The sequence below is a fragment of the Pseudomonas sp. B40(2017) genome, from assembly GCF_002112855.1.
Taxonomy (GTDB): domain Bacteria; phylum Pseudomonadota; class Gammaproteobacteria; order Pseudomonadales; family Pseudomonadaceae; genus Aquipseudomonas; species Aquipseudomonas pharyngis.
Map to the genome: position 1 here is coordinate 166394 of NZ_NEIT01000004.1, position 25968 is coordinate 192361.

Annotated in this window: 26 protein-coding genes; 21 read left to right on the plus strand and 5 right to left on the minus strand. The window is 59.7% G+C overall.

Going from position 1 to position 25968, the window contains the following annotated elements; translation table 11 throughout:
* The first annotated feature begins 147 nt into the window (after positions 1-147).
* The 4 genes from secA (at position 148) to CAF76_RS11480 (ending at position 5862) form a co-directional block, all read left to right on the plus strand.
* Positions 148-2886, plus strand: coding sequence for a preprotein translocase subunit SecA (gene secA, locus CAF76_RS11465; RefSeq protein ID WP_064599018.1), 2739 nt, complete (start codon positions 148-150; stop codon positions 2884-2886).
* A 122-nt stretch (positions 2887-3008) separates the two neighbouring features.
* Entirely contained in the window at positions 3009-4226 is a 1218-nt protein-coding gene (gene argJ / locus CAF76_RS11470; protein ID WP_039765981.1) for a bifunctional glutamate N-acetyltransferase/amino-acid acetyltransferase ArgJ, read from the plus strand.
* Positions 4227-4288: 62 nt separating this feature from the next.
* Complete coding sequence (locus CAF76_RS11475) at positions 4289-4921, plus strand: glutathione S-transferase family protein (protein ID WP_085647297.1); 633 nt, start codon at positions 4289-4291, stop codon at positions 4919-4921.
* Positions 4918-5862, plus strand: a complete 945-nt coding sequence (locus tag CAF76_RS11480; protein ID WP_085647298.1) for a Nudix family hydrolase — start codon at positions 4918-4920, stop codon at positions 5860-5862. The genes CAF76_RS11475 and CAF76_RS11480 overlap by 4 nt, the downstream gene beginning before the upstream one ends.
* A 136-nt stretch (positions 5863-5998) precedes the next feature.
* Here CAF76_RS11480 and CAF76_RS11485 read toward each other — a convergent pair whose 3' ends face one another.
* From CAF76_RS11485 to CAF76_RS11495, 3 genes are read right to left on the minus strand one after another with little or no spacing between them, the layout of a single operon-like run.
* The gene (locus CAF76_RS11485) at positions 5999-6583 is read right to left on the minus strand and encodes a cob(I)yrinic acid a,c-diamide adenosyltransferase (RefSeq protein ID WP_085647299.1); all 585 of its coding nucleotides are present in this window, start codon (positions 6581-6583) and stop codon (positions 5999-6001) included.
* Between the two features lie 3 nt (positions 6584-6586).
* Positions 6587-8623, minus strand: a complete 2037-nt coding sequence (locus CAF76_RS11490) for a HAMP domain-containing sensor histidine kinase (RefSeq protein WP_085647300.1) — start codon at positions 8621-8623, stop codon at positions 6587-6589.
* A 45-nt stretch (positions 8624-8668) separates the two neighbouring features.
* A complete protein-coding gene (locus CAF76_RS11495) occupies positions 8669-9586 on the minus strand; it encodes a putative 2-dehydropantoate 2-reductase (protein WP_085647301.1) in 918 nt (305 codons plus the stop codon).
* 140 nt (positions 9587-9726) lie between these two features.
* On the opposite strand from CAF76_RS11495, the gene CAF76_RS11500 reads away from it, so the two are divergent.
* Positions 9727-10212 (plus strand): YajQ family cyclic di-GMP-binding protein, encoded by a 486-nt coding sequence (locus CAF76_RS11500; protein WP_011335651.1) that lies wholly within the window; start codon positions 9727-9729, stop codon positions 10210-10212.
* A gap of 138 nt (positions 10213-10350) precedes the next feature.
* Positions 10351-11190, plus strand: coding sequence for a mechanosensitive ion channel family protein (locus tag CAF76_RS11505; protein ID WP_064599011.1), 840 nt, complete (start codon positions 10351-10353; stop codon positions 11188-11190).
* Between the two features lie 123 nt (positions 11191-11313).
* On the opposite strand, the gene CAF76_RS11510 is transcribed toward CAF76_RS11505, so the two are convergent.
* On the minus strand, positions 11314-12663 hold the full coding sequence (locus tag CAF76_RS11510) for an OprD family porin (RefSeq protein ID WP_085647302.1): 1350 nt from the start codon (positions 12661-12663) through the stop codon (positions 11314-11316).
* Positions 12664-13554: 891 nt separating this feature from the next.
* Here CAF76_RS11510 and CAF76_RS11515 point away from each other — a divergent pair.
* Both CAF76_RS11515 and CAF76_RS11520 read left to right on the plus strand, forming a co-directional pair.
* Positions 13555-13980, plus strand: a complete 426-nt coding sequence (locus tag CAF76_RS11515) for an HIT domain-containing protein (RefSeq protein WP_064599007.1) — start codon at positions 13555-13557, stop codon at positions 13978-13980.
* 3 nt (positions 13981-13983) lie between these two features.
* A complete protein-coding gene (locus CAF76_RS11520; RefSeq protein WP_039766003.1) occupies positions 13984-14190 on the plus strand; it encodes a SlyX family protein in 207 nt (68 codons plus the stop codon).
* Positions 14191-14285: 95 nt separating this feature from the next.
* On the opposite strand, the gene CAF76_RS28955 is transcribed toward CAF76_RS11520, so the two are convergent.
* Positions 14286-14888, minus strand: a complete 603-nt coding sequence (locus CAF76_RS28955; RefSeq protein ID WP_064599005.1) for a cold-shock protein — start codon at positions 14886-14888, stop codon at positions 14286-14288.
* Between the two features lie 308 nt (positions 14889-15196).
* On the opposite strand from CAF76_RS28955, the gene CAF76_RS11530 reads away from it, so the two are divergent.
* The 13 genes from CAF76_RS11530 to tolB all read left to right on the plus strand — a co-directional run bounded on the left by CAF76_RS11530 (position 15197) and on the right by tolB (position 25954).
* Positions 15197-15667, plus strand: a complete 471-nt coding sequence (locus tag CAF76_RS11530; RefSeq protein ID WP_007951212.1) for a Dps family protein — start codon at positions 15197-15199, stop codon at positions 15665-15667.
* 245 nt (positions 15668-15912) lie between these two features.
* Positions 15913-16260, plus strand: coding sequence for a ribbon-helix-helix domain-containing protein (locus CAF76_RS11535; RefSeq protein ID WP_085647303.1), 348 nt, complete (start codon positions 15913-15915; stop codon positions 16258-16260).
* 113 nt (positions 16261-16373) lie between these two features.
* Positions 16374-16595, plus strand: a complete 222-nt coding sequence (locus CAF76_RS11540; RefSeq protein ID WP_007951210.1) for an FmdB family zinc ribbon protein — start codon at positions 16374-16376, stop codon at positions 16593-16595.
* A gap of 108 nt (positions 16596-16703) precedes the next feature.
* Entirely contained in the window at positions 16704-18479 is a 1776-nt protein-coding gene (aspS, locus tag CAF76_RS11545; protein WP_064599001.1) for an aspartate--tRNA ligase, read from the plus strand.
* 125 nt (positions 18480-18604) lie between these two features.
* Complete coding sequence (locus tag CAF76_RS11550) at positions 18605-19351, plus strand: YebC/PmpR family DNA-binding transcriptional regulator (RefSeq protein ID WP_003227527.1); 747 nt, start codon at positions 18605-18607, stop codon at positions 19349-19351.
* A 157-nt stretch (positions 19352-19508) separates the two neighbouring features.
* Entirely contained in the window at positions 19509-20036 is a 528-nt protein-coding gene (gene ruvC / locus CAF76_RS11555; RefSeq protein WP_007962095.1) for a crossover junction endodeoxyribonuclease RuvC, read from the plus strand.
* A 114-nt stretch (positions 20037-20150) separates the two neighbouring features.
* Positions 20151-20759, plus strand: a complete 609-nt coding sequence (gene ruvA / locus CAF76_RS11560) for a Holliday junction branch migration protein RuvA (protein ID WP_007951205.1) — start codon at positions 20151-20153, stop codon at positions 20757-20759.
* Complete coding sequence (ruvB, locus tag CAF76_RS11565; protein WP_011335643.1) at positions 20760-21821, plus strand: Holliday junction branch migration DNA helicase RuvB; 1062 nt, start codon at positions 20760-20762, stop codon at positions 21819-21821.
* 127 nt (positions 21822-21948) lie between these two features.
* Positions 21949-22416, plus strand: a complete 468-nt coding sequence (ybgC, locus tag CAF76_RS11570) for a tol-pal system-associated acyl-CoA thioesterase (RefSeq protein WP_007951203.1) — start codon at positions 21949-21951, stop codon at positions 22414-22416.
* Complete coding sequence (gene tolQ / locus CAF76_RS11575) at positions 22406-23101, plus strand: protein TolQ (RefSeq protein WP_039766018.1); 696 nt, start codon at positions 22406-22408, stop codon at positions 23099-23101. The genes ybgC and tolQ overlap by 11 nt, the downstream gene beginning before the upstream one ends.
* 23 nt (positions 23102-23124) lie before the next feature.
* Positions 23125-23577: a protein TolR gene (gene tolR / locus CAF76_RS11580; protein WP_162130475.1), complete on the plus strand. Its 453-nt coding sequence runs from the start codon at positions 23125-23127 to the stop codon at positions 23575-23577.
* Positions 23577-24656: a cell envelope integrity protein TolA gene (gene tolA, locus CAF76_RS11585; protein WP_064383749.1), complete on the plus strand. Its 1080-nt coding sequence runs from the start codon at positions 23577-23579 to the stop codon at positions 24654-24656. Before tolR ends, tolA begins: the two co-directional genes overlap by 1 nt.
* A gap of 17 nt (positions 24657-24673) precedes the next feature.
* Positions 24674-25954 (plus strand): Tol-Pal system beta propeller repeat protein TolB, encoded by a 1281-nt coding sequence (gene tolB / locus CAF76_RS11590; protein ID WP_166742344.1) that lies wholly within the window; start codon positions 24674-24676, stop codon positions 25952-25954.
* The last annotated feature ends 14 nt before the right edge of the window (positions 25955-25968 follow it).

The window sequence follows — 25968 nt, forward strand, 5'->3', positions numbered from 1 at the left end:
CAAAGCGCAGTGCCAGCATCGTGGAATATCCCCACTTTCCTCACCACCGTTTCCGGGTAGAATGCTCGTTCGCATGCGGCCATGAGGGCTGCACGGGCGACTCACGGGGCCGCCCTCCATCCCTTTAGTGTGGAAGATCCTGCCGATATGTTTGCGCCTTTGTTAAAGAAACTTTTTGGAAGCAAGAACGAGCGTGAAATCAAACGCATGCTCAAGACGGTGCAGCTCGTCAATGCCTTCGAAGAGAAGATGGTCGCCCTCTCGGACGATCAACTGCGCGCCAAGACCGCAGAGTTCAAGGACCGCATTGCCAAGGGGGAGACCCTCGACAAGCTGTTGCCCGAAGCCTTCGCGGTCGCCCGTGAAGCCGGCAAGCGTGTCATGGGCATGCGCCACTTTGACGTCCAGCTGATCGGTGGCATGACCCTGCACGAAGGCAAGATCGCCGAAATGCGCACCGGTGAGGGCAAGACGCTGGTGGGTACTCTGGGTGTTTACCTCAACGCGCTGTCCGGCAAGGGCGTGCACGTTGTGACCGTGAACGATTACCTGGCCCGCCGCGACGCCAACTGGATGCGTCCGCTGTATGAATTCCTCGGTCTGAGCGTCGGCATCGTGACGCCGTTCCAGCCGCCGGAAGAGAAGCGCGCCGCCTATGCCGCCGACATCACCTACGGCACCAACAACGAATTCGGGTTCGACTACCTGCGCGACAACATGGCGTTCAGCATGGAAGAGAAATTCCAGCGCGAACTCAACTTTGCCGTGATCGACGAAGTCGACTCCATCCTCATTGACGAAGCGCGTACCCCGCTGATCATTTCCGGTCAGGCCGAGGACAGCTCCAAGCTGTACATCGAGATCAACAAGCTGATCCCGAAACTCAAGCTGCACGTCGAAGAAGTCGAAGGCGAAGTCACCCAGGAAGGCCATTTCACCGTCGACGAGAAGACCCGTCAGGTCGAACTCAACGAAGCCGGTCACCAGTTCATCGAAGAGCAACTCGCCAGTGTTGGCCTGCTGGCTGAAGGCGAGAGCCTGTACTCGGCGCATAATCTGGGTCTGCTGACTCACGTTTACGCCGGCCTGCGTGCGCACAAGCTGTTCAACCGCAATGTCGAATACATCGTGCAAGACGGCCAGGTCGTGCTGGTTGACGAGCACACCGGTCGCACCATGCCGGGTCGTCGTCTGTCCGAAGGCTTGCACCAGGCCATCGAGGCCAAGGAAAACCTGAATATCCAGGCCGAAAGCCAGACTTTGGCATCGACCACGTTCCAGAACTACTTCCGTCTATACACCAAGCTGTCCGGCATGACCGGTACCGCTGATACCGAAGCATTCGAATTCCACCAGATCTATGGTCTGGACGTTATGGTCATTCCGCCGAACAAACCGTTGGCCCGTAAGGACTACAACGACCTGGTGTTCCTGACCGCCGAAGAGAAATATGCGGCGATCGTCAACGACATCAAGGAAAGCATGGCTGCCGGTCGTCCGGTGCTGGTGGGTACTGCGACCATCGAAACCTCCGAGCACATGTCCGCATTGCTCGTGAAGGAAGGCATCGAACACAAGGTTCTGAACGCCAAGTTCCACGAAAAAGAAGCTGAAATCATCGCGCAGGCCGGTCGTCCGGGCGCACTGACCATCGCTACCAACATGGCCGGTCGTGGTACCGACATCCTGTTGGGCGGCAACTGGGAAGTTGAAGTCGCGTCGCTGGAAAACCCGACCCCTGAGCAGATTGCCCAGATCAAGGCCGACTGGCAGAAGCGTCACCAGCAAGTGCTGGAGTCCGGCGGTCTGCAGGTGATCGCGTCCGAGCGTCACGAATCCCGTCGTATCGACAACCAGCTGCGTGGCCGTGCCGGCCGTCAGGGTGACGCCGGTTCCAGCCGCTTCTACCTGTCGCTGGAAGACAGCCTGATGCGTATCTTCGCCTCCGACCGGGTGAAGAACTTCATGAAAGCCCTGGGCATGCAGCCTGGCGAAGCGATCGAACACCGCATGGTGACCAACGCCATCGAGAAGGCACAGCGCAAGGTTGAAGGCCGCAACTTCGACATTCGCAAGCAACTGCTCGAGTTCGACGACGTCAACAACGAACAGCGTAAAGTGATCTATCACATGCGTAACACGTTGCTGGCTGCGGACAACATCGGCGAAACCATCGCTGACTTCCGCCAGGACGTGCTGAACGCCACCGTCAGCGCGCACATTCCGCCGCAATCGCTGCCAGAGCAGTGGGACGTGGCCGGTCTGGAAGCGTCGATCGCCAGCGACTTCGGCGTGAAGCTGCCGATCCAGCAATGGCTCGACGAAGACGATCACCTGTACGAAGAAACCCTGCGCGAAAAGCTGATGAACGAGCTGATCGCCGCGTACAACGAAAAAGAAGACCAGGCTGGCGCCGAAGCCCTGCGCTCGTTCGAGAAGCAGATCGTGCTGCGCGTTCTGGACGACCTGTGGAAAGACCACCTGTCGACCATGGATCACCTGCGTCACGGTATCCACCTGCGTGGTTATGCGCAGAAAAACCCGAAACAGGAATACAAGCGCGAGTCCTTCACGCTGTTCTCCGAGCTGCTGGATTCGATCAAGCGCGACTCGATCCGTGTGTTGTCGCACGTTCAGGTTCGCCGCGAAGATCCGGCCGAGGAAGAGCAACGCCTGCGTCAGGAAGCCGAAGCACTGGCCGCCCGCATGCAGTTCGAACACGCTGAAGCGCCAGGTCTGGATCAACCGGAAGCACTGGTCGGTGAAGAGGTCGATGTGGCCCTCGCCACCGCCCCGGTGCGCAACGAGCAGAAGCTGGGCCGCAACGAACTGTGCTACTGCGGTTCGGGCAAGAAATTCAAGCATTGCCACGGGCAGATCCAGTAAAACCCGTTTCAATCGCTGAAATACCCGCGCCGCGACCGGCACCAGCCGTCGCGGCGTTTTGCCATTTACACCACCGTCACTACGCTTGGCGGTGCTGACATCATTGAGTAAGGAGCGCATTCATGGCTGTTGGTCTTGGTCCTTTGCCAACGTTGCACCCGGTTGCCGGTTTTGAACTCGGTATCGCTTCGGCCGGCATCAAGCGCCCGGGGCGCAAGGATGTCGTCGTGATGCGTTGCGCCGAAGGTTCCACCGTGGCGGGCGTGTTTACGTTGAACGCTTTCTGTGCAGCGCCGGTGATCCTGGCCAAGAAACGCGTGCAGAACGCTGTGCGCTACCTGTTGACCAACACCGGCAATGCCAACGCCGGCACCGGCGAACCGGGCCTGGCTGCTGCCGAGCGCACCACCGCCAAACTGGCTGAACTGACCGGCGTGGATGCCAGCCAGATCCTGCCGTATTCCACTGGCGTGATCGGCGAGCCGCTGCCGGTCGAGAAGATCGAAGGCGCCCTGCAGGCCGCGCTGGACGACCTGTCGGAAAACAACTGGGAAGCCGCCGCCACCGGCATCATGACCACCGACACGCTGCCAAAAGGCGCCAGCCGCCAGTTCCAGCATGACGGCGTGACCATCACCGTCACCGGCATCAGCAAGGGCGCGGGCATGATCCGTCCGAACATGGCGACCATGCTCGGTTACATCGCCACCGACGCCAAAGTCTCCCGCGACGTGCTGCACAACCTGATCCTGGACGGCGCCAACAAGTCGTTCAACCGCATCACCATCGACGGCGACACCTCGACCAACGACTGCTGCATGCTGATCGCCACCGGCAAGGCTGCGCTGCCGGAAATCACCCGTGCCGAAGGCGAGCTGTTCACCAAGCTGAAACAAGCCGTGTTCGAGGTGTGCATGGACGTGGCCCAGGCCATCGTGCGTGACGGCGAAGGCGCGACCAAGTTCGTGACCGTTGAAGTCAACGGCGGCGGCAATCACCAGGAATGCCTGGACGTCGGCTACACCGTCGCCCACTCGCCGCTGATCAAGACGGCACTGTTTGCGTCCGACCCGAACTGGGGCCGGATCCTCGCCGCCGTTGGCCGTGCCGGTGTGCCGGACCTGGACGTGAGCAAGATCGACGTATTCCTTGGCGAGGTGTGCATCGCCAGCCGTGGCGCCCGCGCCGCGACCTACACCGAAGCCCAGGGCTCGGCGGTGATGCAACAGGAAGAAATCACCATCCGTATCGAACTGGGTCGCGGCGATTGCAGCGAAACCATCTGGACCACCGACCTGTCCCACGAGTACGTGAAGATCAACGCCGAATACCGCACCTGATCCCTGCCGAAGAAGGAGGTCTGCGGACCTCCTTTTCTTCTGTCCCATGAAAGGACCCGAACATGAGCCTTCACCTGATCATCGGCGACAAACTGCTTTCCTCCTGGTCCCTGCGCGCGGCACTGGCGCTTGAACTGACCGGCGCGCCCTACACCGAAGAACTGGTCAAACTCGGCAAGCCCGACACCCGCGAGCGGTTGCTTAACCATTCGCCGACCGCCAAGGTGCCGCTGCTGAAAACCGCCCGCGGCACCGTCGCCGACTCTCTGGCGATTGCCGAATACCTGGCCGAACAGTTTCCTTCCGAGCAACTCTGGCCGACCGATATCTTCGCCCGAGCCCAGGCGCGATCCGCCTGCGCGCAGATGCACAGCGGCTTTTTCGCCATGCGCAACCACATGCCGTTCAACCTGAGCCACGACGCACCGCTCAATCCGGTGCCGCCGGAAGTGAAGGTCGATGTCGAGCGCATGCTCGCGCTGTGGGCCGAATGCCGTGCTGTCGCGACCGAACCGGGGCCTTACCTGTTTGGTCGGGTGTCGCTGGCCGATGCGTTCTTCGCCCCGATTGCCGTGCGTCTGCGCACCTATCAGGTCAAGCTGCCGGCCGACGATCAAGCCTATGTTGAAACCGTCTACCAATGGCCAGCCTTCAAGGCCTGGCAAAAGGCTGGACTGGAGGAATTGCAGTCGTGAAACGTGTACACGTCGCCGCCGCCGTCATTCGTGATGGCAGCGGCAAGATTCTGATCGCCCGGCGTGCCGATACCCAGCATCAGGGCGGCCTCTGGGAATTTCCCGGTGGCAAGGTCGAAGCCGACGAGTCGGTGCAAACCGCGCTGGCCCGCGAGCTGCAAGAAGAGTTGGGCATTGTCGTTGGTGCCGCTCGGCCGCTGATCAAGGTGCGTCATGACTACCCGGACAAGCAGGTGTTGCTGGATGTCTGGGAAGTGTCGAGCTTCACCGGCGAACCTCATGGCGCCGAAGGCCAGCCTTTGGCCTGGGTTTCAGCCAGAGAGCTGACGGATTACGAATTCCCGGCAGCCAACCAGCCGATCGTCGCGGCGGCGCGTTTGCCCGCTGAATACCTGATCACCCCGGAAGACCTGGAAACCCCGGCCCTGCTGCGCGGTATCCAGAAGGCAATTGCCGGTGGCATCAAACTGATCCAGCTGCGTGCGCCGAATGGCTATGACCCGAAGTACCGCGACCTCGCGGTAGACGCGGTCGGCCTGTGCGCCGGCAAGGCGCAGTTGATGATCAAGGGCCCGTTCGAGTGGCTGGGCGATTTCCCGGCCGCTGGTTGGCACATCACCTCGGCGCAGCTGCGCAAGTACGCGGCGGCAGGGCGTCCGCTGCCGGCGGAGCGCTGGCTGGCGGCGTCCTGCCACAACGCGGAAGAGCTGGCGCTGGCCGAGCAGATGGGTGTGGATTTCGTGACCCTGTCGCCGGTGCAACCGACCCTGACTCACCCGGATGCGCAGCCGTTGGGCTGGGAGCAGGCGTCGACGCTGATCGAAGGTTTCAGCAAGCCGGTGTTTCTGCTGGGCGGAGTCGGACCGGCGGAGCGTGAAAAAGCGTGGAATGCCGGGGCTCAGGGTGTGGCGGGGATTCGAGCGTTCTGGCCTGAGGCCTGATTCTTTATTGAGGCTGATGTCCCTTCGCGAGCAAGCCCGCTCCCACGGTTGATTGCATTGCCGCAGGAGGAACTCGATCAACTGTGGGAGCGGGCTTGCTCCGGGCGGCGTTCCGACGAAGGCGTCCTGACAGTCGCTACTGATCTGAAGGTTTCGCCGCCGGTTGCCACAGAATCTCGGCAATGCCCTGACGCCGGGCAATCAACCTCGCCGCCACAAACAACAGATCCGACAAGCGATTGATATACGCCAGGCCAACCCCGGCCAACGGTTCGGTCGCATTCAAATGCTGGCAACGCCGCTCGGCACTGCGCGCCAGGCTGCGACAGACATGGGCCTGGGCAATCAGCATCGAACCGCCCGGCAGAATGAAATTCTCCAGCGGCCCCAATTCTTCATTCCAGACATCGATGGCGGCTTCCAGCCGTTCGATTTCCGCTGTGTTCAGCGCCTGATATTCCGGCATCGCCAGCTCACCGCCAAGGTCGAACAACCGGTGCTGGCAGGGCGCCAACACGTCGATCAGTTCATTCAGACCGGGGCAGGTTTCGCGCTCGGCGATCAATCCGGCCAGCAGCACGCCGACCTGACTGTTCAGCGTATCGACCTCGCCAATGGCCTCGATGCGCGGGTGATCCTTGGGTACCCGGCGGCCGTCGCCCAGTCCGGTTTCGCCCTTGTCGCCAGTGCGGGTGTAGATCTTCGACAAGCGAAAGCCCATGGTTTACCTCGGTAGTTGATTGGTTTCGGCGGCGATGGGCGCCGGTTGCGCCAGCGGCAGACGCAGGGTGAAGCAGGTGCCTTGCCCTGGCGCCGACTGCACTTCCATCTGCCCTTTGTGGTTGTTGGTGATGATGAAGTACGACACCGACAGCCCGAGGCCCGTGCCCTGGCCGATTTCCTTGGTGGTGAAGAACGGCTCGAAGGTGCGCTTGCGCACGTTCTCGCTCATGCCGATGCCGTTGTCCTCGACCTGAATCTCGGCCCAGGGCGGATTGAGCCGGGTGCGCAGGGTGATTCGCCCTGGCTCGCTGTCATCTTCGCGCTGGTGGATCGCCTGCGCGGCGTTTTTCAGCAGGTTCAGCAGCACCTGTTCGAGTTCGTTGGCCGTGCCGGGCACCGGGCCCAGCGCCGGGTCGAACTGGCGAATGATCGCCTGACCCTTGAAGTCGAAGCCGATGGCCAGGTCAAAGTCGTTGCCGGCGATCTCCACGGCTTGATCGATCAGCGCCGGCAGGTCGCACGGCGCCATCTGGCGGTTGCTGCGGCGACTGAAACTGAGCATGTGCGTGACAATTTTCGCCGCCCGCGCGCCGGCCTGCTGGATGCCGTCGAGCAGTTGCGGGACTTCCCGGCCTTGCAGGTAGCGGTTCACGGTATCGAGTGCGATGCCCAGTTGCTCGGCCTGCTCGAGGTTCTTCGGCAGGTCTGGCGACAGGCGTCGGCGGATGTTCTGCACGTTGTGCAGGATCGCCCCCAGCGGGTTGTTGATTTCGTGGGCCATGCCGGCGGCGAGGCCGCCGACCGACAGCATTTTCTCCGACTGCACCATCATTTCTTCCAGTGACAGGCGCTGGGTGATGTCGTCGATGCGGATCACCACGCCGCGCCCGGCGCCGCCCATCAACGGATAGAAGGTCAGGGCGTAGTGCTTGGGCTCGTCGTCCTTGAACCACGTCACTCGCTCGATCTTCGCCACCGTGTGCTGTTCGACGGTCTGCTTGAGTTGCGGCAGGAACGGCTTGAGCGGCTCGAACGCGAGGAAGATCGGCTGGTTCAGCGCTTCGTCCAGCCGGGTACCGGAAAGGGCGCTGGCCTCCTGGTTCCATTGGGTGACGTAGAGCTGTTCGTCGAGGGCGATCAGCGCCGAAGGCATGGAGTCGATGATGCTGTTGAGGTAGTTCTGGAACCCGGTGAGTTTTTTCTCGATCTTGCTGCGCACCTGGACTTCCAGTTCCAGCTTGCGGTTGGTGTGGCGGGTTTCTTCAGCCAGACCCTGGGCCTGATCGTAGGCGGCTTGCGAGTCATCGCGGGCGCGCTTGAGTTGCTGCTCCCGGGCCTCGATGCGCGAGAGCATGGTGTTGAACGCTTCGGCCAGACTGCCGATTTCGTCATGGTTGCCCCGGGAGGCGCGCAGGGCGTAGTTCTCTTCGCGGGTGACCTGGCGGGACAGTTCTTCGAGCTGATGGATCGGCCGGGTGATCAGGCGCTTGATCTGCCGGGCGATGACCAGCCACAGCAGCACACTGAAAATCAGAATCCCCAGACTGGCGGTGAGCGTGCCGGTGTAGAACGCCACCGGCAGTTCACTGCTGGCCACCAGCAACAGGTGGCCCGGTGCGGTGCCGGGGCGGGGCAGGGTGATGAGTTGGTTGCTGCGAAACTCGGTCAGTTGCCAGGCTTCGATGTGCCGGTAGCGTTCCGGCAGGTTGAGTTTGTCGCCGTGCTGCAACTGTGCCAGGCGTTCACCTTTGCCGTCGTACAGAGCCGCGGCACGCAGCGGGGAATAGCTGTCGAGCTCCTTGAGCAAACGCTCGGCGCTTTGTGGCGACTGCAAGGCGTCGGCCACCAGGCTCGGGTTCGACACCAGCCGGCCGATGGTCTGCAACGCCTGGGGCGCCATGCTTTCCTGGGAAATGTAATAGGCGGCGCTGATAAAGGTCAGGTTGGCGACCAGCAACACAGTGGTCAACAGCACCAGCAGAGCGGCCAGCAGTTTCTGGCCGACCGGCAGGTTTTCAAGACGCTGGCGCAATGGCATCAGGTTTATCGCAGCAAAGGAACAAGTGGCCAGCGTAGCCGCTGCTCAGTCGACGGGCAATCCGAGACTGTGCAGATGAGCGCTCAGGCGCTCTTGCAATTGCTTGAGATGAGGCAGGTTCAACTGATGACGCTCTGCAACCTTGCAGGCATGGCCGAGCAGATAGCTGATCTCGGTGCGGCGTTTACTGGCCACATCCTGATACATGGACGAGAAATTCGCCGCCGTGGCCTGGATCACCCGCTCGACTTCCTGTTGCAGGTTGTCCGCCGCGGCCGGTTGACCGCAGCGTTCGAGCAGTTCGGTCAGTTCGCCGCACAGGGTGGCGACTTCGCAGTGATGTTGCTGCAAGCCGCCGTTGCGGCAGTCGTGCAGCACCGTCAGCGGATTGATCGCACAGTTGAGTGCCAGTTTGCGCCACAGGCGGGTGAGGATGTCGGCGCTCCATTCATGGGGGATTTTTGCCGCCTCGAGATCGTCCAGCCAGATCGGTGCTACCGGATGACCGGCGTCCCCTAGCCAGGTGTAGCCATGGCCGGCGAACACCACGCGCCAGTCGCCGTCGCGAAATGCGCCTTCGGTGCTGGAGGCGCTGATACAGCGGGCTTGCGGGACTCGCGCGGCGACCGCTTCCTGGCTGCCGAGGCCGTTCTGCAAAAGGATCAGTTCGGCGTCCGCTGCCAGACGGTGGGCAAGTCCGGCCACAGCCGCTTCGGCGTCGTAGGCCTTGCAGGCCACCAGCAGGCGGCGGATGGGGTCGGGGCTGTCCGGGGTTTCGCCAGGGATGGCGTAGCTGCTGGCCACGCCTTGCTCGACGAGGGTCAGGCCGCCCGCCGTCGCATAGTCGTGCAAGCGGTCAATGTCGCGCAGGATCAACCGAACCGGCAGGCCGGCCCGGGCCAGGCGTGTGGCCCAGAGCGTGCCGAGACTTCCGGCGCCGAGGACGTGCCAGGGGGTGGACATCAGTTTTTCACTCGGTAAGGTACTGGCATGCAAGGCTCGCCGTGTCGGTGGGAAAAGACCCGTTATAATGAGCCCGATTTTAACCGCAAGCCAAGCGCGCCGCGTCCCGTACGAGCGCGCCTTTTTATTGGAGAACTTACATGCCGTCGTTCGACGTGGTATCCGAACTGGACAAACACGAACTCACCAACGCGGTCGAGAACGCCGTGAAGGAACTCGATCGTCGTTATGACCTGAAAGGCAAGGGCAGCTTCGAATACAAGGAAAAGGACCTGACCGTCCACCTGACCGCTGAAGCCGATTTCCAGCTGGAAGCGATGATCGAGATCCTCAAGCTGGCCCTGGTCAAGCGCAAGATCGACGTGCAGTGCCTGGAAGTCAAAGACTCCTTCGCCTCGGGCAAGCTGATGAAGCAGGACGCCGTCCTCAAGGAAGGCATCGACAAGGAACTGGCGAAGAAAATCGTCGGCCACATCAAGGAAGCCAAGCTCAAGGTGCAGGCCGCCATCCAGGGCGAGCAGGTGCGTGTGACCGGCAAGAAGCGTGACGACCTGCAGGAAGCCATCGCGGCCCTGCGTGCCAAGGAATTTGGCATGCCACTGCAGTTCAACAACTTCCGCGACTAAGCTTTTCGGTCGGGAACCTCTCGGCGTTTAATGCGTCCGAGGCCCAAGCGACGGCAGAAACGATTGAGCCCTGTTCGGTTCGGTCTTTCTGCCGCTGGTTTTTTACAGCCCGGGAAGCCGGCAATCAGGAGATAAAACATGGATTTGAATGCTGAGGTGGACAACCTGGTCAAGGCATCCCAGGCGTGGATTCCGATGATCATGGAATACGGCAGCCGTGTGTTGCTGGCGGTGATTACCCTGGCCATCGGCTGGTGGCTGATCAACAAGGTCACGCAAAAGCTCGGCGGCCTGCTGGCCCTGCGCAATGCCGACCTGGCGCTGCAAGGTTTCATCAGCAGCCTGGCCAACATCATTCTCAAGGTGCTGCTGATCGTCAGCGTGGCGTCGATGATCGGCGTCGAGACTACCTCGTTCGTCGCGGCAATCGGTGCGGCCGGCCTGGCCATCGGTCTGGCGTTGCAGGGCAGCCTGGCGAACTTCGCCGGCGGCGTGCTGATTCTGCTGTTCCGTCCGTTCCGCATCGGTGACTGGATCGAAGCTCAGGGTGTGGCGGGTACCGTCGACAGCATCCAGATTTTCCACACCGTGCTGCGCACTGGCGACAACAAGACCATCATCGTCCCGAACGGCAACCTGTCGAACGGCATCATCACCAACACCAACCGTCAGCCGACCCGCAAGGTTGTGTTCGACGTAGGTGTGGATTACGAAGCCGATCTGCAAAAGGCCCGTCAGGTGCTGCTGGATCTGGCCAAGGATGAGCGCGTTCTGCAGGATCCGGCACCTCAGGCCGTTATTTCGACACTGGGTGACAGTTCGATCACTGTTTCCCTGCGGGTATGGGTTAAAACTGCGGATTACTGGGATGTGATGTTCATGTTTAACGAACAGTCGCGTGATCGTTTAAAGACTGCAGGCATTGATATTCCTTTTCCACAACGAGTGATTCGTGTGGTTCAGGAATCGGCAGTGTAATGATAGGTTGCTAATTAATTGCCTGACTTATCGGTCAGGCATCTATTACAAGTGACAGGCAATAAAAAAGGCCCATCCGAAGATGGGCCTTTTTGTTTTGTTACCGCAACTAACTCGGTGCGATTACAAAAGCGACAGCGGGTAGTCGACGATCAGACGGAACTCTTTCACGTCGCCTTCACCTTCGTCGGCGTTAGCGAAGTGCCAGGCTTGACGAAGACGGAAGGACAGGTCTTTGGCCGGGCCAGACTGAACTACGTATTTGGCTTCGAAGTTGGTTTCGTTGTGTTTGCCATCTTCGCCATACAGACCAGCGTAGGCACTGCCTGCTGGAGTGTGGGTGCCGTCGATGTCCCAGCCTTTGACGTAACGGGTCATGAAGCTCAGACCTGGAACGCCGTACTCAGCCATTTTCAGATCGTAACGGATCTGGGCAGACTTCTCGTTCGGGGCGTTGAAGTCAGAGTACTGGATGGAGTTGGCGAGGAAGATCGAGTCGCCGCCACGGTTGTTCTTGCCGATACCGATGTAGTCGAACGGAGTGTCACCGTTCACTTTCTGGAAGGCCAGGGTGATTGTGTGCGCTTTCAGGAACGACAACGCGGTGGCCAGGGAGAACGTGGTGTTGCTGATGTCACCGGCTTTCGCGTCACCGGTGTCGGTGGTGCGGTAGATGTTGAAGTCGGTGTTCAGCGAGGTGTCACCGCCGAATGGGGTGGTGAGGTTCACGTTGGCGTAGTACTGGTTCCAGATGTCTTCCAGTTTGGCGCCGTAGAGCGATGCGCTCAGGTTTTCGGTGATGCCGTACTTGCCACCGAAGTAGTCGATGGAGTTGGCTGCAACGCCGGCATAGTTGGCGAAAAGATCGCCATCACGTGCGTTCTTGTCCTGGCTGGTACCCGAGTAGAAGTGACCGGCCTCGAGGTCGAGGTCTTTGACTTCGCTGCTCTGCAGTTGGAAACCGCTGGCAGTTTGCGGGAGGATACGGGAACCGCCAATTGCGAACACTGGCGCGGTGCTTGGCTGCATGTCACCGATTTTCAGCTCGGTCTTGGAGACGCGGAACTTGATGGCTGCGCCTGCTTTACCCTGGCTGTCGTTCACGTCACGAGCGCCGTTGTTCGGGTTGACCACGTCGCTACGGCTCATGTTGCCCGAACCGGAAGTACCGTCACCACCGTCTAGTTTGATGGCCAGGTAGCCGAACGCATCAACGCCGACGCCAACAGTACCTTGGGTGTAACCGGAGCTGAAGTTGCCCCAGATACCCTGGGTCCAGTCTTTAACGTCACGGGCACCGTCTTTGTTGTCACGGTTGAAGTAATAGTTGCGAATCAGCAAGTCAGCTTTCGCGTCTTCAACGAAGCCTTTCGCTTCAGCCTGGTCACTTACAAACGGGGCGGCCGTAGCCATTTGAGTACTGGCTGCTGCAGCAACTGCCAGTGCGATCATGCTCCACTTCATCACGCGCATCGTGATTTGCTCCTTTGGTTTTAGAAGAGTACTGCCGTCCCACCTGTTTTATTATCTGGGCGGCTCTTTCTTTTTGTGTCGGCGCAAACTTATATCACGCCGACCATGTTGGCGATACTTGCGAATCCAACCTTTCAGCTTCTTTACGAGCGTGTCGCAAACGGCTTGGTAGATGTCGCAAATTTACAGTCCAAATGCAATGGGACTGACAACTTCAGCGCTGTTTTACAGAGCTTGAGCATCGGTAAAAAAGAGTCCCTTGGCAAAACGCTTGAATCTCCATCGGGCAACCCTGCCACTGTTTTTATGGGGCTCAAGGCATCCACTTCTTGTGGTGCGCTTATAGTCCATATGGGTATGAATGCAACAAGCGTGCACAAACCGCTGAATTGTTCCGGTTTTTTTCAACGTGCTCGTCTGATGCTGTAAAAACCTCATAAAACCGGGGGCTTCGAGGGCCTTTCGAACAGGCTTGACGCCATCCTTCGCATGGTGTTGCTCCCTGAAAGTCGCAGCGCGACAACCAAAAACGTTACCGGTTCACCCCGTCAGTGAGTATTCGGCGGATGCCCGACGCACTGAGCGTAGACGTGCTGTGCGGTTTTGGTGCAAAAAATTTCAATGGCTGTACTGAATTCATACAGTTGAGCGGTTGAAGGGCCGTAAACGCCACGATATGACCCGGTCCTTGCGCCGTGTTCATTGGCAGGTTCCGTACTGGTGCGCTCGTGCTGCAAATGGCTCATTCCGGGGCGCTGGAAATCCTTGCAGTAGCGCATTCGCCGTGAAGGACTCCACAATCGCAGGTATGCTGCCGTCCAGTCGTTTGGCGCGCTGCTTTCGTAGTGGGGCGCTAAGCTGAAAACAGGTCAACCGCCGGGAGTGCGCGCAGTGTTTGCTTTAGATTCACGACTTCAACAGGACACCCTGACCATCGGCGATTTCCCGCTGTGCCGACTGCTGTTGTCCAACGATGCCAACTACCCGTGGTTCATCCTGGTGCCACGCCGCGACGATATCAGCGAGTTGTTTCAGTTGGATGTCGCCGACCAGCAGCGCTTGTGGCAGGAAACCACAGCCCTGGCCGAGGTACTCAAGGACTCCTTCGACGCCGACAAGATGAATGTCGCGACCCTGGGTAATGTTGTCAGCCAACTGCATATGCATGTCATCGTGCGTAAACGGGACGATGCCGCCTGGCCGGCGCCGGTCTGGGGTAAGCACCCTGCCAAGCCTTACAGTGCCGAGCAAGTGGCCGCGATCCGCGAGCGCCTGCGTCTGGTGCTGGACGACGATTTCAACTTTCTGGAGGGCTGAGTCATGAGCCTCGAACAACGTGTTACCGAGCTGGAAAGCCGCCTGGCGTTTCAGGACGACACCATTCAGGCATTGAACGATGTGCTGGTGGAGCAGCAGCGGGTGGTTGAGCGTCTGCAATTGCAGATGGCAGCTGTACTCAAGCGTCAGGAAGAGATGGTCGGCCAGATCGGATCCTTTGAGGAAGACGCGCCGCCGCCACACTATTGAGAGGCGTGCGGGCATGCTCCCGTGAAAAAAAACGCGCATTAAAAAACCGCGAACAGCCAGGCTGTTCGCGGTTTTTTATTGCCGGGAGGCGTGAATCAGCGACGCGGCAGGGCGGCGATCACGTCTTCGGCCTGCAGGCCCTTGTCACGGTTCATCACCGAGAACTCCACGCGCTGGCCTTCGACCAGAACGCGGTGGCCTTCGCCACGGATGGCGCGAAAGTGCACGAAAATATCATCGCCGGAATCCCGGGAGATAAAGCCGAAGCCCTTGGAGGTGTTGAACCACTTGACGGTGCCGGTATCGCGGTTGCTCATGTCGTAGCTTTGCGTAGCGGCGGCCGGTGAGGATTTATAAAAGCTGACGGCCAGGTGCAGGACCACGGCAATCAGTGCAATCACCAGGCTGAACAGTACGGCTGGCTGGCCGGCGATGACAGGCATCGGCGCGATCAGGGTCAGGGTTTGCAGGACGACGGTCAGGACCAGCAAGGCGCTGACCAGGTTTTGCAGATGCTGGCGCGGACCTTTGTTCCAGTAAGGGATGACTGGCGCAAGGATCAGGTTCAGCAGGCCGAAAAAGGCCAGGTAAAGTGCATCGGGTTGTTGCAGGTAAGGTACCGCTTCGGACTTCAGGCTAGGTATGAAGGACAGCAGCAAGGCTGCTGCGCCCATTAGCAGGTGGACGATTTTCAACATTTTTATTGACTCACGTTATGACGGCTCACAAGGAAGAGCTGAAGGCGCACGGTTCGCTTCGGAACAATAAAGAGGCGTTGGACACGTACCCGGCATCAGCCTATGCGCAGGCCCGGAAAACGGGGCGTAGCGACACACTGCCTATTTAACAGCAAAGCCTGCGGGTACTCAAATTACGCCGGCCAGCGGCAGGCGTCGGACGATTTGTCGCGTCTATCGGGGTCATGCGGGGGCTGCGGGGCGGGGATGGCCTTGCTACAGTGCAGCGGCACCTGTTGGATGAATTCAATCGCCTTTAGGGGGTAAACATGGCAATCGATATCGGTATCAGTGAAGAAGACCGCAAATCCATCGTCGAAGGGCTCTCGCGCCTTCTGTCGGACACCTACGTGCTGTATCTGAAGACCCACAACTTCCACTGGAACGTCACCGGGCCGATGTTCCGGACCCTGCATCTGATGTTCGAGGAGCAATACAACGAACTGGCCCTGGCGGTGGATTCGATTGCCGAACGTATCAGGGCCCTGGGTTTTCCCGCCCCGGGCGCGTACGCGACCTATGCGCGGCTGTCTTCCATTAAAGAGGAAGAGGGGGTGCCGAGTGCCGAGGACATGATCAAACAATTGGTCGAGGGTCAGGAGGCAGTCACTCGCACGGCGCGGGGGATATTCCCCCTGCTGGATAAAGTCAGCGATGAGCCGACCGCCGACCTGCTGACTCAGCGTATGCAGGTTCACGAGAAAACCGCGTGGATGTTGCGCGCACTGCTCGAGGCCTGACGGCGGAAGGCGCACGGACTCACTTCATTCGTGCGCTGTTCTCTTTTTTGCCCGGAAAAGTCATTCGCGAATGTAGGAAGCAAGGAAGACGCCCCACCGCTCCATGATCCTCCGTATCGCGTTGGCTTATCCTACGCGGATGGTCAAAAAGTCATCTGGATCTGCCTTTGCGCCTGCGCTTTTAATGAGGTCACAGGATGTTGCCTTGAAAACAAGCGCAGAAATGGCAAAGGAGTGTCAACGATATGGAAGGTGGAGACAGGCGAATAGAGATCGCTGACGGTTCGCAGCAACAGAAAATCGTGGAGCCCTTTCTCGGCGGATTCGACATGGAGTTGATCCGGCCGTCGTCCCGATCGGTACGTTTGAACGGGTTCGCGACCTGCATGCGGCTGGAGCAGGTTTACTGGAACATTCTGGGCCGGATGGCCGAGGACAATTGCTGTTCGGTCGGCACGCTGTTGTCCCGCGTTGATCGTGAAGTGCACCTGCGCCATGGCGGGGTGAAAAACTTCAGCGGTCTGGTGCGGGTGGTGTGTGTGGTGCACGGCCTGCGGGATTCTCCCGGGATCAATAACGGGGGGTGTCACTGACGAGACGGCCTGTGCAGTCTTCCGGCTGCACAGGCCGCATTTAATGGCTATAATCCCGCCCTTTCGCCGCACAGCCCTGCGCGTGCTGGCAATCTGATTGCCGAGACAACCCCATGCCGATGTACGATTACCAATGTGCTTCCTGTGGTCATCAGTTGGAAGCCATTCAAAAGATCAGCGACGCACCACTGGTCGATTGCCCTGCCTGCCAGGCGCCGGAACTCAAGAAGCAGCTGTCCATGCCGGGCTTTCGCCTCAGCGGCAGTGGCTGGTACGAAACCGATTTCAAGACCGGCGCGAAGAAGAACCTGGCCGGTGGCGACAAATCTGACTAGGGTTCAGACCCAGGTCGAACGACACGCGCGAGTTTCCACAAGTTGCACAGTGCTTGAGTGCAGCGGGATCTCCACCGAATTTCGAATTACGAGAAGCGAACCACTACCATGATGCGCAGCCATTATTGCGGCCAACTGAACGAAAGCCTGGAAGGCCAGGAAATTACCCTTTGCGGATGGGTTCACCGTCGTCGCGACCACGGCGGGGTGATTTTCCTCGATATCCGTGATCGTGACGGTCTGGCCCAGGTAGTGTTCGATCCGGATCGCGCCGAGAGCTTCGCCGCCGCCGATCGCGTGCGCAGCGAATACGTCGTGAAGATCACCGGCAAGGTGCGTCTGCGTCCGGCCGGTGCCACCAACGCCAACATGGCGTCGGGCATGATCGAAGTGCTGGGCTACGAGCTGGAAGTGCTGAACGAGTCGGAAACCCCGCCGTTCCCGCTGAACGAGTTCTCCGACGTCGGCGAAGAAACCCGTCTGCGTTATCGCTTCCTGGACCTGCGTCGTCCGGAAATGGCCGAGAAGCTGCGTCTGCGTTCGCGCATGACCACCAGCATCCGTCGCTACCTCGACGAAAACGGCTTCCTCGACGTCGAAACGCCGATCCTGACCCGTGCCACGCCAGAAGGCGCGCGCGACTACCTCGTACCGAGCCGTACCCACGCCGGTTCGTTCTTCGCGTTGCCGCAATCGCCGCAGCTGTTCAAGCAACTGCTGATGGTCGCCGGCTTCGACCGTTACTACCAGATCGCCAAATGCTTCCGCGACGAAGACCTGCGTGCCGACCGTCAGCCTGAGTTCACTCAGATCGACATCGAAACCAGCTTCCTCGACGAAAAAGACATCATGGGCCTGACCGAAGGCATGATCCGCAACCTGTTCAAGGAAGTGCTGGGTCTGGAATTCGGCGAATTCCCGCACATGACGTTCGAAGAAGCCATGCGCCGTTACGGTTCCGACAAGCCGGACCTGCGTAACCCGCTGGAGCTGGTCGACGTGGCCGATCAACTGAAAGAAGTGGATTTCAAGGTCTTCAGCGGCCCTGCCAACGATCCGAAATGCCGTATCGCCGCACTGCGCGTTCCGGGCGGGGCGAGCATGCCGCGCAAGCAGATCGATGACTACACCAAGTTCGTCGGCATCTACGGTGCCAAGGGCCTGGCGTACATCAAGGTCAACGAGCGTGCTGCCGGTGTTGATGGTCTGCAATCGCCGATCGTGAAAAACATCCCGGAAGCCAACTTGAACGTGATCCTCGATCGCGTCGGTGCAGTCGACGGCGATATCGTGTTCTTCGGCGCCGACAAGGCCAAGATCGTCAGCGAAGCCCTGGGCGCGCTGCGTATCAAGCTCGGTCACGACCTCAAGTTGCTGACCTGCGAGTGGGCACCGATGTGGGTCGTCGACTTCCCGATGTTCGAAGAGAACGATGACGGCAGCTTCTCGGCGCTGCACCACCCGTTCACCGCGCCGAAGTGCTCGCCGGAAGAGCTGGAAGCCAACCCGGCGGGCGCTCTGTCCCGTGCCTACGACATGGTGCTGAACGGCACCGAGCTGGGTGGCGGTTCGATCCGTATCCACCGCAAGGAGATGCAACAGGCGGTGTTCCGTCTGCTGGGCATCAACGAAGCGGAACAGGAAGAGAAGTTCGGCTTCCTGCTCGACGCCCTGAAATACGGCGCGCCGCCGCACGGTGGTCTGGCCTTCGGTCTGGACCGTCTGGTAATGCTGATGACCGGCGCCCAGTCGATCCGTGAAGTAATCGCCTTCCCGAAAACCCAGAGTGCTGCCGACGTGATGACGCAGGCGCCGGGTGTAGTGGATGCCAAGGCATTGCGCGAATTGCACATTCGTTTGCGCGAAACGCCAAAGGCCGAGTAAGACGGGCCTGAAGGCGCATCTTCGGATGCGCCTTTTTTCTTTTTGCAGTGATTGAAAACAAGTTTTTTTTGCTGGCCGATGCGAATGCATGGCGGGCATTGGTTCAAGAGAATTCGGAGCGAGTTATGGCAGGTCATTCCAAGTGGGCGAACATCAAGCACCGCAAAGAACGCCAGGATGCCAAGAGAGGCAAGATCTTCACCAAGTGGATCCGCGAACTGACCGTGGCGGCCCGTCAGGGCGGCGGCGATCCGGGCTCCAACCCGCGTCTGCGTCTGGCGCTGGACAAGGCGCTGGGCGCCAACATGAGCCGAGACATCATCGACCGTGCCGTGGCCCGTGGCGCCGGCGCGACCGAGGCCGACAACGTTGAAGAACTGACCTACGAAGGTTACGGCCCGGGTGGCGTGGCGGTGATGGTCGAGTGCATGACCGACAACCGCAACCGTACCGCAGCGGCAGTGCGCCACGCGTTCAGCAAGTGTGGCGGCAACCTCGGTACCGACGGTTCGGTGGCGTATCTGTTCGAACGCAAGGGCCAGATCAGCTTTGCACCGGGTGTCGACGAAGACGCACTGACAGAAGCGGCACTTGAAGCCGATGCCGACGACGTGGTCAGCCACGAAGACGGCTCGATCGACGTGTTCACCTCGTTCACCAGTTTCTACGCAGTGCGCAATGCCCTGGAAGCTGCTGGCTTCAAGGGTGATGACGCGGAAATCGTCATGCAGCCGACCACCAGCGCCGAACTGGACCTGGAGGGCGCCGAGAAGGTGCTCAAGCTCATCGATATGCTTGAGGATCTGGATGACGTGCAAAACGTCTATTCCAATGCGGACATTCCGGAAGACGTGGCCGCTCAGTTAGGCTAAGAGCGGCTAGGCTTCACGGTGGGAGCGGGCTTGCTCGCGAAGGCGGGGTGTCTCCAGCATTGATGCTTGCTGATACGCCGCCTTCGCGAGCAAGCCCGCTCCCGCATTGGTTATTTGATGTTTTGATTTTTGTGTTTTTACCGAACCCGCAGGCGTTATGACTTTAATTCTAGGTATCGACCCCGGCTCGCGTATCACCGGTTACGGGATTGTTCGCGATACCGGACGCGGCGGCTGCATCTACGTGGCATCGGGCTGCATTCGTACCGGCGCTGGCGAGTTGCATGAACGTCTGCAGATCGTTTATCGCGGCGTGCGCGAAATCATCCAGACCTACGGTCCGGTCACCATGGGCATCGAAAAGGTGTTCATGGCGAAAAACGCCGATTCGGCGCTGAAGCTCGGGCAGGCCCGGGGGGCCGCTATCGTTGCCGGCGCCGAAGAATGCCTGGAAATCGCCGAGTACACGGCCACCCAGGTCAAGCAGGCCGTGGTCGGCACGGGTGCCGCTAATAAAGAGCAGGTGCAGATGATGGTCATGCACATGCTCAAGCTGACCAGCAAACCGCAAATCGATGCATCGGATGCCCTGGCCATTGCCATTTGTCATGCCCACACACGCTCCAGTCTGTTACCGCACGGCTTGGGAACGGCACGCAGTCGTGGCGGGCGCCTGCGTCTCTGATAGCATCAGCAGTCATTTTTACGGAGTGTGGATTTCGTGCCTGGGTTGTCGGCCGTGAATCCATGCTCTGTCGGTCGCCAGCCCACGGCTGGCCAACGCTCAAGGATCTGAAACGTGATTGGACGCTTGCGCGGCACTCTGGCTGAGAAACAGCCGCCGCACCTGATTCTGGATGTAAACGGCCTCGGGTATGAGCTGGAAGTGCCCATGACCACCCTTTATCGTCTGCCGTCGGTCGGTGAACCGCTGACCTTGCACACCCATTTGGTCGTACGCGAAGACGCGCAGTTACTCTATGGTTTTGCCGGCAAACGTGAGCGAGACTTTTTTCGCGAGTTGATCCGTCTCAATGGTGTGGGGCCGAAACTGGCCCTGGCCTTGATGTCGAGTCTGGAAGTCGACGAACTGATCCGTTGCGTGCAGTCCCAGGACACCTCGGCGCTGACCAAGGTGCCGGGCGTGGGCAAGAAAACCGCCGAGCGTCTGCTGGTCGAACTCAAGGATCGCTTCAAGGCCTGGGAAACCTCGCCGGCCATGTTCGCCCTGGTGCCGAACCAGCCGGACGGCCCGGCGCCGGTCAATACCGCCGAGAACGATGCGGTCAGCGCGCTGATTTCCCTGGGCTACAAGCCGCAGGAAGCGAGCAAGGCGATTTCCGCGATCAAAGAGAAAGGCCTGAGCAGCGAAGACATGATTCGACGCGCCCTGAAGGGAATGATTTAAGTGATTGAAGCTGATCGTCTGATCGCCGCCACGCACAGTCCGCGTGAGCGCGAAGAAGTCCAGGATCGGGCGATACGTCCCGTCAGCCTGGCCGAGTACATCGGCCAGCCGACCGTTCGCGAGCAGATGGAACTGTTTATCCAGGCCGCCCGTGGCCGTAGCGAATCCCTCGACCACACCCTGATCTTCGGTCCGCCGGGGCTGGGTAAAACCACGCTGGCCAACATCATCGCTCAGGAAATGGGCGTGTCGATCAAGAGCACTTCCGGTCCGGTGCTGGAGCGTCCGGGGGATCTGGCGGCGCTGTTGACCAATCTTGAGCCGCACGACGTGCTGTTCATCGATGAAATCCATCGTCTGTCGCCGATCGTCGAAGAAGTACTGTACCCGGCCATGGAAGATTTCCAGCTCGACATCATGATCGGTGAAGGGCCGGCGGCGCGTTCGATCAAACTCGATCTGCCACCGTTCACCTTGGTCGGTGCAACGACGCGGGCGGGCATGCTGACCAACCCGTTGCGTGACCGTTTCGGTATCGTCCAGCGCCTCGAGTTCTACAGCACCGCTGACCTGGCGACGATTGTCAGCCGTTCGGCGAATATCCTCGGTTTGCCGCTGGATCCGGAAGGTTCTTTCGAGATTGCCCGCCGCGCCCGTGGCACGCCGCGGATCGCCAACCGTCTGCTGCGCCGGGTGCGGGATTTCGCCGAAGTCCGGGCCAAGGGCCACATCACCAAGTCCGTCGCGGATCTGGCGCTGAACCTGCTGGACGTCGACGAGCATGGTTTCGATCATCAGGACCGGCGTCTGCTGTTGACCATGATCGAGAAGTTTGACGGCGGCCCGGTGGGCATCGACAGTCTGGCGGCGGCGATCAGCGAAGAGCGCCACACCATTGAAGACGTGCTCGAGCCGTACCTGATTCAGCAGGGCTACATCATGCGTACGCCGCGGGGCAGGGTGGTGACTCGCCACGCGTACCTGCATTTTGGTTTAAACATTCCGACACGAATGGGCGAAATGCCCGTGGTAGACGAGTTTCTCGATGCCGTGGACGATTGATACACATTTATTGTCGATTTATTCAGCGTTTGTACTGTCACAGGACGGTACTTTTGCGGTAAAGCCTTCCAACAATGAAAAACAGTTGCCTGGCTGGATTGGCAACCCGAGGAGTAAGCACTAGAGTATGCGCGCGCAAAACGGGCTTGAGCCGTTCGCACATCGTTGTCGCGTTTATTACGAGGACACCGATGCGGGCGGCATCGTGTATTACGTTAATTACCTCAAGTTTATGGAACGGGCTCGAACCGAACGGCTCCGGGAGCTGGGCTTTGCTCAGTCGGCGCTGGCCGGGGAGGACCTGTTGTTCGTCGTGCATTCCAGCGAAGCGCGTTATCACGCGCCGGCGCGACTGGACGACGAGCTTCTGGTAAGCGCTGATGTAATCGAATTGAACCGTGCCAGCCTGCGCTTCCGACAGCAGGTCAGGCGGGCAACGGATAATGTGCTGCTCTGCGAAGGGCAGTTTCTGGTGGCCTGTGTGCGCACTAACAGTTTGAAACCCCGGGCCCTTCCCGAAGACCTGCGTGCGGCCTTTGCCGACGCGGTCGGCACGGGTACACACTCAAAGCAGGAGATAAAGCGTGGAAGCTAACGTCGTCGACCATTCCTCCATGTGGAGCCTGGTCAGCAATGCCAGCATCGTGGTGCAGTTGGTAATGTTGACTCTGGTGGCCGCATCGGTGACCTCATGGATCATGATCTTTCAGCGCAGCAATCTGATACGCGCCGGTCGACGTGCCCTCGAGAGCTTCGAGGAGCGCTTCTGGTCGGGTATCGACCTGTCCAAACTCTACCGTCAGGCCGGCAGCAACCCGGATCCGGATTCGGGTGTCGAGCAGATCTTCCGTGCCGGCTTCAAGGAGTTCTCCCGTCTGCGTCAGCAGCCAGGCGTCGATCCTGAAGCGGTGATGGAAGGCGTGGCCCGTGCCATGCGCGTCGCCATCTCCCGCGAAGAAGAAAAGCTCGAGCAGAGCCTGCCGTTCCTCGCCACCGTCGGTTCGGTCAGCCCGTACATCGGTCTGTTCGGTACCGTGTGGGGGATCATGAACTCCTTCCGTGGTCTGGCCAGCGCCCAGCAGGCCACTCTGGCCACCGTCGCACCCGGCATCGCCGAAGCCCTGATCGCCACCGCGATCGGTCTGTTCGCCGCGATCCCGGCCGTTATCGCTTACAACCGTTTCTCTGCCCGCAGCGAAACCTTGCTGAGCCGCTACTACACCTTCGCCGATGAGTTCCAGGCGATCCTGCACCGCAAAGTGCACACCAGCGAAGAATAAGCAGGTATTTCCCGATGGCTTTAATCACTCGAGCCCGACACAAGCGCAAGCCGGTCGCCGAGATGAACGTAGTGCCTTACATCGACGTGATGCTGGTGCTGCTGGTCATCTTCATGGTGACTGCGCCGATGCTCAATCAGGGCGTGAAAGTGGATCTGCCCAAGGTTTCCAGCGAAGCCTTGCCGCAGGACAACAACACCCAGGTGCTGACCATTTCGATCAAGTCGGACAAGACCTACTACTGGAACCTTGGCAGCGAAGTCGATACCGAGAAGCAGCAGGACCGGGCCATGACCCTGCCACAGATGACCGATGCGGTGACCAAGATCATTCGCGCCGGCACTGAAGGCGGCAAGCGTACCCAGGTCTTTATCCGTGGCGACAAGTCCGTCGATTATGGCTCCGTCATGGGCGCCATGGGCGGGTTGCAGAAAGCCGGGGTCGGTAACGTTGGCTTGATCACCGAGGCGCCCTGATGCAGCAACAGCGAGAGCCGTCCGCCTCGGAAAGCTACTTCTGGCCTAGTGTCTGGGCGATTGGCTTGCACGTGCTGGTGTTCGGCATGCTGTTTGTCAGTTTCGCCCTGACCCCGGAGCTGCCGCCAGCCAAGCCGATTGTCCAGGCGACCCTGTACCAGCTGAAATCGAAAAGTCAGGCAACCACTCAGACCAATCAGAAGATTGCGGGTGAGGCGAAGAAATCCGCCGCGCGCCAGACCGAAGTCGAGCAGATGGAGCAGAAAAAGGTCGAGCAGGAAGCGGTGAAGGCTGCGGAACAAAAGAAAGAAGAAGCGGCTCAAAAGGCCGAGGAAGCCAAGAAGGCCGATGAGGCGAAGAAAGCGGACGAGGCGAAGAAGGCTGATGAAGCCAAGAAAGCCGACGACGCCAAGAAAGCCGCCGAAGCCAAGAAGGCAGAAGAGAAACAATTGGCTGATATAGCCAAGAAGAAAGCCGAAGAAGAAGCCAAAAAGGCTGCTGAAGAAGAGGCCAAGAAAGCGGCCGCTGAAGAAGCCAAGAAGAAGATCGTCGAAGACGCGAAAAAGAAAGCCGCCGAAGACGCCAAGAAGAAAGCTGAAGCTGAAGAGGCGAAGAAGAAAGTCGCCGAAGACGCGAAGAAGAAAGCTGCTGCCGATGCTGCGAAGAAGAAAGCGCAGGAAGCGGCACGTAAATCCGCCGAAGACAAAAAGGCTCAGGCCCTGGCAGATTTGCTTTCCGACACGCCGCAGCGCCAGCAGGCCTTGGCCGATGAGCAGGGCGACGAAGTTGCGGGCAGTTTCGATGACCTGATTCGTGCGCGGGCAGCAGAAGGCTGGGCGCGTCCACCTTCAGCACGCAAAGGCATGACGGTTGTGCTGCAGATCGGCATGTTGCCGGACGGTACGGTGACCTCGGTCAGCGTGGCCAAGTCCAGTGGCGACGGTCCGTTCGATGCGTCGGCAGTGGCAGCGGTCAAGAATATTGGACGTTTGACGGAAATGCAGGGAATGAAGCCGAGCGATTTCGCTCCGTATCGTTCATTCAAGATGACATTCACACCTGAGGATCTAGCCTTGTGAGAAACCTTCTTCGAGGAATGCTGGTCGTGATCTGCTGCATGGCAGGGATCGCGATGGCGGATGAAAAGAACATTCTGGTCACCAGCGGCAGCGATCGGGCGACTCCGATCGCCGTCGTACCGTTCGGTTTCCAGGGCGGTGCCGTCCTGCCGGATGACATGGCTGAAATCATTGGTAACGATTTGCGCAACTCGGGCTATTACTCGCCGATTCCAAAGCAAAACATGATCAGCCAGCCAAGCCAGCCAAGCGAAATCATCTTCCGTGACTGGAAGGCGGTGGGCGCGCAATACATGATGGTCGGCAGCATCGTGCCGGCCGGTGGCCGTCTGCAGGTGCAGTGGGCTCTGTTCAACGTCGCCACCGAACAGAAAGTGGCTGACGGCAGCGTGTCCGGTACCACCGAACAGCTGCGCGACATGGCGCACTACATCTCCGATCAGTCGTTCGAAAAACTGACCGGTATCAAAGGTGCATTCTCGACTCGCCTGCTGTACGTCACGGCCGAGCGTTTCTCCGAGAAGAACACCCGTTACACCCTGCAGCGTTCGGACTATGACGGCGCCCGTGCCGTGACCCTGCTGCAATCGCGTGAGCCGATCCTGTCGCCGCGTTTTGCACCGGACGGCAAGCGTATCGCCTATGTGTCGTTCGAGCAGAAGCGTCCGCGCATCTTCATGCAGAACATCGACACCGGTCGCCGCGAGCAGATCACCAACTTCGAAGGCTTGAACGGCGCGCCAGCCTGGTCGCCGGATGGCAATCGCCTGGCGTTCGTGCTGTCGAAAGACGGTAACCCGGACATCTACGTGATGAACCTCGGTTCGCGTCAGATCACCCGCGTAACCGCAGGTCCTGGCATCAATACCGAACCGTACTGGGGCAAGGATGGTTCGACCATCTACTTCACCTCCGACCGTGGCGGCAAGCCGCAGATCTACAAGACCAGTGCTGGCGGTGGCGGTGCCGAGCGTGTGACGTTCGTGGGCAACTACAACGCCAACCCCAAGCTTTCGGCGGATGAAAAGACCCTGGTGATGATCCATCGTCAGGACGGTTTCACCAATTTCAAAGTGGCGGCTCAGGATTTGCAGCGCGGAAGTGTAAAAATCCTCACTGATAGCACTCTGGACGAGTCGCCTACTGTTGCGCCCAACGGCACCATGGTAATCTACGCCACCCGCCAGCAGGGCCGGGGAGTCTTGATGCTCGTGTCCATTAATGGACGCGTGAGGCTCCCGCTTCCTACCGCTCAAGGCGAAGTCAGAGAACCGTCCTGGTCCCCTTACCTGAACTGACGCGGCGCTTTACG